Genomic DNA, 7823 nt, shown 5'->3' on the forward strand with positions numbered 1-7823 from the left:
CGATAAAGGGACGCTTCGAGGGGGGACGGTTCTCGGGCGCACCGTCCCTTTCTCGAGTCATCCGATAGGCGGCTTTTGATAAGGGGACGCTTCACTGGGGAACGGTTCTCCAGCGAACCGACCCTTTATCGGGTCACCCGATAAAGGGCAGGGGCATCGCGGCGCGCACGACCCACGACGGTGGCCGCCGGACGGGCAGGGGCGAGCCAGGGTCAGGCGCGCGGCGGCAGCACGTCGGTCTGGGCCGGCGTCGAGTCCGACGACAGCAGGCCGACCGGGCAGGTCATCCCGTTGGGGCCGTGGTTGCAGTAGCCGCCGGGGTTCTTGTGGAGGTAGCCCTGGTGGTAGTCCTCACCGAGGTAGTACGGGCCGGCGTCCTCCGCGGAGCGGATCTCGGTCGAGATCTCACCGAACCCGTTGTCCGTCAACACCTTCTGGAAGGCGTCGCGGGTCGCGATGGCGGCCCGCTCCTGCTCTGGCGTCGTCCAGTAGATCGCCGAGCGGTAGGCGGTCCCGACGTCGTTGCCCTGCCGGTTGGCCGTCGTCGGGTTGTGGTTCTCCCAGAACTCCTTGAGCAGCAGCTCGGCCGACGTGGCTTCGGGGTCGTAGACGATGTGCACCGTCTCGGCGTGCCCGGTGCGCCCGGTCGTGCTCTCCTCATAGGTGGGATTCGGCGTGTAGCCGCCCATGTATCCCACCGAGGTCACATAGACCCCTGGCTGCTTCCAGAAGATCCGCTCGACACCCCAGAAGCACCCCATCGCGACGTAGAGCTCCTCGAAGCCCTCGGGATAGGGGCCCTCGAGCGGCGTCCCGAGGACGACGTTGGTGGGGTCGACCGCGTAGGGCCTCGTCGCACGACCGGGAAGGGCGTCCTCCGGCGTGGGCATCGTCGACTTCCGGCCGAGTCCGAACATCAGGGTCTCCTAGCTGTTTCGCGAATACGCCGACACGGGCGCCTGTGGGAGGAACGAGTGGCGCCCACCGACCATTCCACACCCGCACCACCTCCGGATTACGGGGCGATGACGGCACGGGGTGCCGCGGTGTGGGTTCCGGACCTTGAAGGCTCAGCGCAGATAGCTCGCGCCGTTGAAGTCGATGACCGACCCGGACACCCACTCGGCGTCGGGCGCGGCCAGGGTCACGAGAGCGCGGGCCACCTCCTCCGGCGTGGCGACGCGGTCGAAGGGGCTCTGTGCCCGGATCGCGGCCCCACCGGGACCGTCGAGCAGCGTCGCAGCCATGTCCGTCGCGATGAAGCCCGGCGCGAGCGAGACCACCGAGATCCCTTCTGGCGCCAGGGCGATGGCCATCGACTGGCCGAAGGCGTGCAGCCCGGCCTTGCTCGCACCGTATGCCGGGACGTCGGGTTCGCCGCGGTAGGCGCCGCGCGAGCCGACGTTGACGATCCGGCCCCGGGGCATCCCGGCGGCGGGCGGCGTCGCGATCATGTGCCGGGCCACGCACCAGGTGAGGTTGGCCGGGCCCATGAGGTTGGTCGCCAGGGTCGTCTGCCACGCGCGGACCCACGCGTCGTAGTCGACGTCGGTGATCCGGTGGTCGCCGCGACGGCTCCCGCCCTCCGGGGCGGCTGCGGGGTCGAGGAACAGCGCGGCGTTGTTGACCAGCACGTCGATCCGGCCCAGCGCGTCGGCGGCCTCGTCGGCCAGCCGGCGGACCTCGTCCGGGCGCGACAGGTCGGCGCGCACGAGCGCATGACCGTTGCCGGCGAGGCTCTCGAGCAGCTCCCTGGCCGGCGCCTCGGCCGACCGGTAGTGCACGACCACCCGGTCACCGCGCGCAGCGAACGCCCGCGCGGTCGCGGCGCCGACCCCGCGGGACGAACCCGTGACCAGCACGCCTCGCGTGGCAGTGCTTCCCATGTCGCTGACCATGACGCGACCCTAGGTGACCCGAGGCGATCCTCGATGGCCGGACGCGAGAAGACGCCCCTGGTCGGCCTGAGCTCATATCGCCCCCCGACGACGTGCAGGCCTACCAGTGGCGCCGTTTCCCGTTGAGATCCGCGGTGAGCGCGACCGGAAAGCAGGGGAATCTGCTGTTCCGATCCATTCTCGCCGCTGAATCCATCGTGACATGCGGCGACAGGTCAAGGATCAGTCAAGTCGTCAGGTCGGGATCGTCCGAACGGACGACGCCCCCGTCCCCTCAGCATCCTCCCGGGCGGGCGGAGATAACCTCCTCCCCATGACCCCGCCTGCCGACCACGGCTTCTCGACGCGCGCCATCCACGCCGGCCAGGAGCCGGACGCCGGGACGGGCGCGGTCGTTACCCCGATCTACCAGGTCTCGACCTACAAGCAGGACGGCATCGGAGGGTTCCGCGGCGGCTACGAGTACTCCCGCTCGGCCAACCCGACCCGCACCGCCCTCGAGGAGTGCCTGGCCGCGCTCGAAGGCGGCGGGAAGGGGTTCGCCTTCGCGTCGGGGCTCGCCGGCCAGGACACCGTCGTCCGCTCGCTGCTGACGCCCGGCGACCACGCGGTCGTCCCGTCCGACGCCTACGGCGGCACCTACCGCTACTTCAACCGGGTCGCCAGGCCGCAGGGGATCGAGCACTCGGTCGCGGCCACCCACGACGTGGAGGCCGTGCGGGCGGCGATCAGGCCGGGGGTCACCAAACTCGTGTGGGTGGAGACCCCGAGCAACCCGTTGCTCGGCATCACCGACATCCGCGCCATCGCCGAGGTCGCCCACGCGGCCGGTGCGCTGCTCGTCGTCGACAACACCTTCGCGACGAGCTATCTCCAGCAGCCGCTCGCCCTCGGCGCCGACATCGTCACCCATTCGACGACCAAGTATGCCGGGGGCCACAGCGACGTCGTGGGTGGCGCCGTCGTCACGGCGAAGGACGTGACCGTCAAGGGACTCGAGGACATCGCCGAGCGAATCGCGTTCCACCAGAACGCGATCGGCGGGATCGCCGGCCCATTCGATGCGTGGCTCGTGCTGCGCGGGCTGAAGACCCTGGCGGTGCGGATGGAACGGCACTGCGACAACGCGGAGGCTGTCGTGGCTCACCTCGCGGGCCACCCGGCGATCGAGAAGGTGTTCTATCCCGGCCTCGAAGGCCATCCCGGCCACGCCGTCGCCGCGCGGCAGATGAAGCGGTTCGGTGGCATGGTCTCGATCCTCCTCGCCGGCGGCGAGCAGGCGGCGGTCGACGTGTGCGGCGCGACGGCGATCTGGACTCTCGGCGAATCCCTCGGTGGCGTCGAGTCGCTCATCGAGCACCCGGCCAGGATGACCCACGCGTCGGTGGCCGGGACCGAGCTCGAGGTGCCGCGCAACCTCGTCCGGCTGTCCGTGGGCATCGAGGACGCCGACGACCTGGTCAGCGACCTCGACGCCGCCCTCAACGCCCACGGCTGACCGCGTGGTCGCGGCGCAGCCCCCGAGCCCCGACCCCGGTGGGCCGGGGTCGCTCCTGCTCTGCGTCGACGTCGGGTCCACCTTCACCAAGGCCGCGCTCGTGGACCTCGGCTCAGCACGGTTCGTCGGGACCGCTTCGGTGCCGACGAGCCTCGGCACCGACGTCCTCGACGGGGTGCGCGAGCTGCGCGTCCGGCTCGGCGTGCCCGACGGCGTGGAGGTCGTCGCGTGCTCCAGCGCCGGGGGAGGGTTGCGGCTCGCCGTCGTCGGATACGAGCGGTCGGTGACCGCCGAGGCGGGGCGTCGGGTCGGGCTCAGTGCCGGTGGACGCGTCGTCCACGTCGCTGCCGGACCGCTCGACCGCGTGGCGGTCGCGGCTCTGCGCGCGGCCCGACCGGACCTGGTGCTGCTCGTCGGCGGCACGGACGGTGGCAACTCGGAAGTGTTGCTGCACAATGCTGCTCGTCTTGCTGCAGCCCGTGTCGCTGCTCCGGTCGTCGTCGCGGGCAACGTCGCGGTGCGTGACGAGGTGGCCACGCTGCTGGCCTCGACGGGCCGGCGGCACGTCCTCGCCGACAACGTCGTCCCCGAGATCGGCGTGATCGCCCCGGAGAGCGCGCGCGCAGCCATCCGCGCCGCCTTCCTCGACCACGTCATCGGGGGCAAGGGACTCTCCCACGACCCTGCCTTCGCGACGGCGGTCCGCGCGGCGACGCCCGATGCCGTCCTGCGCGGCGTCGAGGTCCTCGCCGACACCTCGGGGTGCGACGTCCTCGTCGTCGACATCGGCGGCGCGACGACCGACGTCTACTCCTGCCTCACTCCTGCGGGCGAGGACGCCTCTCTCCGTAAGGAGGTCGTCGCACCGCTCTGGCACGCGCGCACCGTCGAGGCCGACCTCGGCATGCGGTGGAACGCCGACGGGATCGTCGAGGCGGCCCACCGGGAGGTGCTGGCGACGAGCCCCGCCCTCGAGCCGTATGCCGCGCGGTTGGCCAAGAACCCGACCCACCTCCCCGACGACGCCGCGGAGCAGGCGCTCGACCTCGAGCTGGCCCGGCTCGCCGCCCTCGTCGCGGTTCGGCGGCACGGTCGACCACCCGCTCCCGGGGACGGTCCGCGTCCCCTGACCCGGGTCGGGCTGCTGATCGGCTCCGGCGGCGTGCTGCGCCACGCCGGTCCCGCCGCGTCGGGCGTCCTCGAGGCGGTCACCGCCGACCACGGTGGCGGCTGGAAGGTGCCGGCAGCCGCGCGGACCGGGGTCGACACGGCATACGTGCTCTTCGCGGTGGGCCTGCTCGCTGACTCCCACCCCGAGGTCGCCGCCGCCCTCGCCGGCACGGTCGAGGCGGTCGCGCGGTGAGCAGGCCCGACCTCGCGACGACGATCATCCTGCTCACGATGGCGGTGGGCTTCGGGCGACTCGTCGCCGAGCGAGTGCCCGCGACGTGGCCGCGCTCGCTCGTCTATCTCCTGCCGACCGCGGTCGTCGGCATCGCCCTCGGCATCGGCACCAGGGCGACGACCTACCTCTGGCGCTGGGTCGGGCTCGACGTGGGCGTGCCGATCGCCGTGCTGGTGCTCGGGCTGCTCGCCGCGGCCGTCGGTCGGCAACGCGGTCTGTCCTGGACCCTTGCCCTCTGGCTGGGCGGTGCGCTGGTCCTCATCGGCCTCGTCACCCTGCCGTCGTCGCTCGGGGCCCCGCGACTGCTCGACGACGGTGGCGCCCGTCTCTACGAGTGCGTCACGAGACGCAGCCGGTGGTTCCCCACGGGCGAGTACTGGGACGGCGGGACGACGGTCGTCCTCGTCCAGGCCGTCGCCAACGTCGCGCTCTTCGTGCCCTTAGGGATGGGGCTCGGCCTCCTCCGGGCCCGGCCGCGCTGGCTGCTCGCGCTGGCCCCGCCGCTGCTCACCTCGATGGCCATCGAGACCTTCCAGGCGCTGTTCACCGCGCGGGTGTGTGCGCCGAACGACGTGATGTGCAACGCGCTCGGGGGCCTGCTGGGTTTCTGCCTCTCCGTGCTGGTCCTGCACGTCGCCCGGGCCCGCCACCGCGCGGTGTCGGAGCCGCCGGACCCGGACGCGCGGGATGCCGGGGCGGGCGGGTCCGGTCGCCCGGACCTCCGACAGGAGAGGTGACGTGCCCAGCGATGTCGGCGCGGTCGCCCTGCTCGGTGTCCTCGCGCTCGGCGGTGCGCTGCTGCTGCGCGAGCGGTCATCCCGGTCGTGGCCACGCTCGCTGGCGGTCCTGCTCCCCGTCGCAGCCGTCCTCGCCGCGCTCGTCCTCCGGACCGACGCAGCCACCTACCTCTGGCGGGGGATCGGCTCCGACGAGCGGTGGTTGCCGGTGGCCCTCGCGGCGGTCGCGGTCGGCGCCCTGGCCCTCTGCCGGACCCTCGGCGCGTCGTGGGTGGCGGCCTCCTGGGTCGCCGGCGGGCTCCTCCTCGTCGGGCTGACGACACTTCCCTCCGGGGAGGACGGCCCGCACCTCGCGGCCGACCCCGTGGGGCAGCTCCGGTCCTGCCTGCTCGCCGAGCACCGGGTCCCCTCCTTCGGCTTCGGTGGTGCGAGCGTCGGCGGCGGGAGCGTCGGCGGTGGCAGGACGCAGGCGCCAACCGTCCTGGCCCTCGCCGTCCCCCAGGTCGGCGCGCCGCCGACGGTGACTCCATCGCGGCTGCCTGCTCTCGACGTCCACAAGCTGACGACCGAACAGCTCCCCAACGTCGCGCTCTTCGTGCCGCTCGGCATCGGCATCGCCGCGGTCGCCCGGCGCCGCACGGGATGGTGGATCACCCTCGCCGCAGTGCTGTCCGTCGGCGTCGAGTCCTACCAGGCCGTGTTCACCAGCCGGACCTGCTCCACCGTCGACGTCGCCACCAACGCGCTCGGCGTGCTCCTCGGTTGGGCGGCCTACCTCGTCGCGACCCGGCTGACGACGGGGCTGACGACGGGGCTGACGACGTGGCCGACGACGGGGCCGGCGACCCGTCCCCCGGGCGATCGCTAGCCTTCGGTCATGGCCACCCCGTCCACCCTGCCGGTGACGATCGACGACATCCGCGCCGCCCAGGAGCTGCTATCAGGCGTCGTCCGCCCGACCCCCCTCGAATACAGCCGGGCCCTCTCCGAACGGGTCGGCAGCGAGGTGTTCCTCAAGTGCGAGAACCTCCAGCGCGCGGGCTCGTTCAAGATCCGCGGTGCCTATACCCGGATGGCGCGGCTCAGCGACGCGGAGAGGGCGCGGGGCGTCGTCGCCGCCAGCGCCGGCAACCACGCGCAGGGCGTCGCCCTCGCGGCGCAGCTGCTGGGCATCCACTCCAAGGTCTACATGCCGCTCGGCGCGGCGATGCCCAAGCTCATCGCGACCCGGGCCTACGGCGCCGCGGTGGAGCAGCTCGGCCTCACCATCGACGAGTGCCTCGTCGCCGCGCACGCGTGGTCGGCCGAGACCGGCGCCGTCCTCATCCACCCCTTCGACCATCCCGATATCGTTGCGGGACAAGGCACCTGCGGACTCGAGATCCTCGATCAGTGCCCCGACGTCAGGACCATCGTCGTCTGCACGGGCGGCGGTGGCCTCCTCGCGGGGATCGCGGTCGCGGTCAAGGCGGTCCGCCCGGACGTGCGGGTGGTGGGGGTCCAGGCGGAGCAGGCCGCGGCATACCCCATGTCGTTGCGGGCCGGACGACCCGTCCCCCTCGAGACGATGTCGACGATGGCCGACGGCATCGCCGTCGGCACCCCGGGCATCGTCCCGTATGCCGTGGTGGCCGAGCTCGTCGACGCGATCGACACGGTCAGCGAGGCAGACCTCAGCCGGGCGCTGCTGTTCCTGCTCGAGCGGGCCAAGCTCGTGGTCGAGCCTGCCGGAGCCGCGGCCGTCGCGCGGCTGCTCGAGCCGTCGTCCCGCCAGTTCGAGGGCCCGGTCGTCGCCGTCCTCTCCGGCGGCAACATCGACCCGCTGCTCATGCTGCGGATCATCCGGCACGGCATGGTCGCGGCCGGCCGCTATCTCCAGTTCTCGGTGCGTGTCCCCGACAAGCCGGGCTCGTTGGCCCTGCTGCTCGCCGACCTCGCCGGCGCGGACGCCAACGTCGTCGAGGTCCAGCACACGCGCTCGGAGACGACCCTCTCGGTGGACGAGGTGGAGATCGCCGTCGAGTGCGAGACCAAGGGTCCCGAGCACCGCGAAGAGGTCCTGCGCCAGCTCCGCGCCGACGGCTACCGGCTGGTCTTCCGCTGACCCTCGTTCCTTTGTCGGGTGACCCGATAAGGGGACGGCGGGCTCAGCCGGTGTAGGGCGCGGCCTTCAGGACCTTGACCTTGACGGTCTTGCCGGCCGGCGTCTGGTAGGTCGCGCTCTGGCCGACCTTCTTGCCGTTGATCGACTTGCCGAGCGGGGACTGCTCCGAGAAGACCTCGAG

General features: G+C 72.2%; 8 protein-coding genes. 5 read left to right on the forward strand and 3 right to left on the reverse strand.

Annotated elements, in window-relative coordinates:
* Positions 1–212 precede the first annotated feature (212 nt).
* Both msrA and Q0R63_RS16185 read right to left on the reverse strand, forming a co-directional pair.
* Positions 213–917 carry a peptide-methionine (S)-S-oxide reductase MsrA gene (gene msrA / locus Q0R63_RS16180; protein ID WP_295699478.1) on the reverse strand — a complete coding sequence of 235 codons (705 nt, stop codon included), beginning with the start codon at positions 915–917 and terminating at the stop codon, positions 213–215.
* A gap of 153 nt (positions 918–1070) precedes the next feature.
* Positions 1071–1886, reverse strand: coding sequence for an SDR family oxidoreductase (locus Q0R63_RS16185; protein ID WP_295699480.1), 816 nt, complete (start codon positions 1884–1886; stop codon positions 1071–1073).
* 325 nt (positions 1887–2211) lie between these two features.
* Here Q0R63_RS16185 and Q0R63_RS16190 point away from each other — a divergent pair, with 325 nt between their 5' ends.
* From Q0R63_RS16190 to ilvA, 5 genes are read left to right on the forward strand one after another with little or no spacing between them, the layout of a single operon-like run.
* A complete protein-coding gene (locus Q0R63_RS16190; protein WP_295699482.1) occupies positions 2212–3396 on the forward strand; it encodes a cystathionine gamma-synthase in 1185 nt (394 codons plus the stop codon).
* Positions 3397–3400: 4 nt separating this feature from the next.
* The gene (locus Q0R63_RS16195; RefSeq protein WP_295699484.1) at positions 3401–4759 is read left to right on the forward strand and encodes a glutamate mutase L; all 1359 of its coding nucleotides are present in this window, start codon (positions 3401–3403) and stop codon (positions 4757–4759) included.
* Complete coding sequence (locus Q0R63_RS16200; RefSeq protein WP_295699487.1) at positions 4756–5538, forward strand: VanZ family protein; 783 nt, start codon at positions 4756–4758, stop codon at positions 5536–5538. Before Q0R63_RS16195 ends, Q0R63_RS16200 begins: the two co-directional genes overlap by 4 nt.
* 1 nt (position 5539) lies before the next feature.
* Positions 5540–6406: a VanZ family protein gene (locus tag Q0R63_RS16205; RefSeq protein ID WP_295699489.1), complete on the forward strand. Its 867-nt coding sequence runs from the start codon at positions 5540–5542 to the stop codon at positions 6404–6406.
* A 9-nt stretch (positions 6407–6415) separates the two neighbouring features.
* Positions 6416–7642, forward strand: coding sequence for a threonine ammonia-lyase (gene ilvA / locus Q0R63_RS16210; protein ID WP_295699492.1), 1227 nt, complete (start codon positions 6416–6418; stop codon positions 7640–7642).
* Positions 7643–7685: 43 nt separating this feature from the next.
* Here ilvA and Q0R63_RS16215 read toward each other — a convergent pair.
* A partial coding sequence (locus Q0R63_RS16215) for a GreA/GreB family elongation factor (RefSeq protein WP_295699494.1) occupies positions 7686–7823 on the reverse strand: 138 nt, incomplete at its 5' end.

Origin of the sequence: Lapillicoccus sp. (genome assembly GCF_025353065.1) — a bacterium.
Taxonomy (GTDB): Bacteria; Actinomycetota; Actinomycetes; order Actinomycetales; family Dermatophilaceae; genus Lapillicoccus.

What these genes read in the sequence shown, in the direction of transcription:
- msrA (WP_295699478.1), bottom strand. Translation starts at nt 917, where the DNA reads ATGTTCGGACTCGGCCGGAAGTCGACGATGCCCACGCCGGAGGACGCC.
- Q0R63_RS16190 (WP_295699482.1), top strand. Translation starts at nt 2,212, where the DNA reads ATGACCCCGCCTGCCGACCACGGCTTCTCGACGCGCGCCATCCACGCC.
- ilvA (WP_295699492.1), top strand. Translation starts at nt 6,416, where the DNA reads ATGGCCACCCCGTCCACCCTGCCGGTGACGATCGACGACATCCGCGCC.
- Q0R63_RS16185 (WP_295699480.1), bottom strand. Translation starts at nt 1,886, where the DNA reads ATGGGAAGCACTGCCACGCGAGGCGTGCTGGTCACGGGTTCGTCCCGC.